Genomic DNA, 266 nt, shown 5'->3' with positions numbered 1-266 from the left:
ACCGGCCACTGTGCAGGAAGTACCTACGGTCATGCTTCTCGACCTCGAAGGTGAGCCACTTTCTCACTGGCATCCGGGGACTGACGACTCCGTTGGGGTCGGCGCTCTCGTACAGCAGCACCGACACCTCGCCGAGCCGCTTCTTCCACGTCCCGCGATCACCTTTCTTGACGGGGTCCAGCACGTCCGCGAGGGTCGGCAGTCCGTCCTGGACCTCTCGATGACCGCTGTGGCTCACCTTGAATCCCTGCGCGAGGCCGAACTCG

1 protein-coding gene (only partly in view) is annotated in these 266 nt (G+C 63.9%); it reads right to left on the bottom strand.

Annotation, left to right across the window (positions count from 1 at the left end; all coding sequences use genetic code 11):
• Positions 1-266 carry part of the coding region annotated (locus tag H483_RS38055; protein WP_193746929.1) for a DUF6119 family protein on the bottom strand (this coding region is incomplete at its 5' end). 551 nt of the annotated region lie to the left of the window's left edge, so 266 of the 817 annotated nt are shown.

It is taken from the genome of Dietzia sp. UCD-THP (genome assembly GCF_000349585.1).
Taxonomy (GTDB): Bacteria; Actinomycetota; Actinomycetes; order Mycobacteriales; family Mycobacteriaceae; genus Dietzia; species Dietzia natronolimnaea_A.
This window is presented reverse-complemented; position numbering and strand designations above follow the sequence as displayed.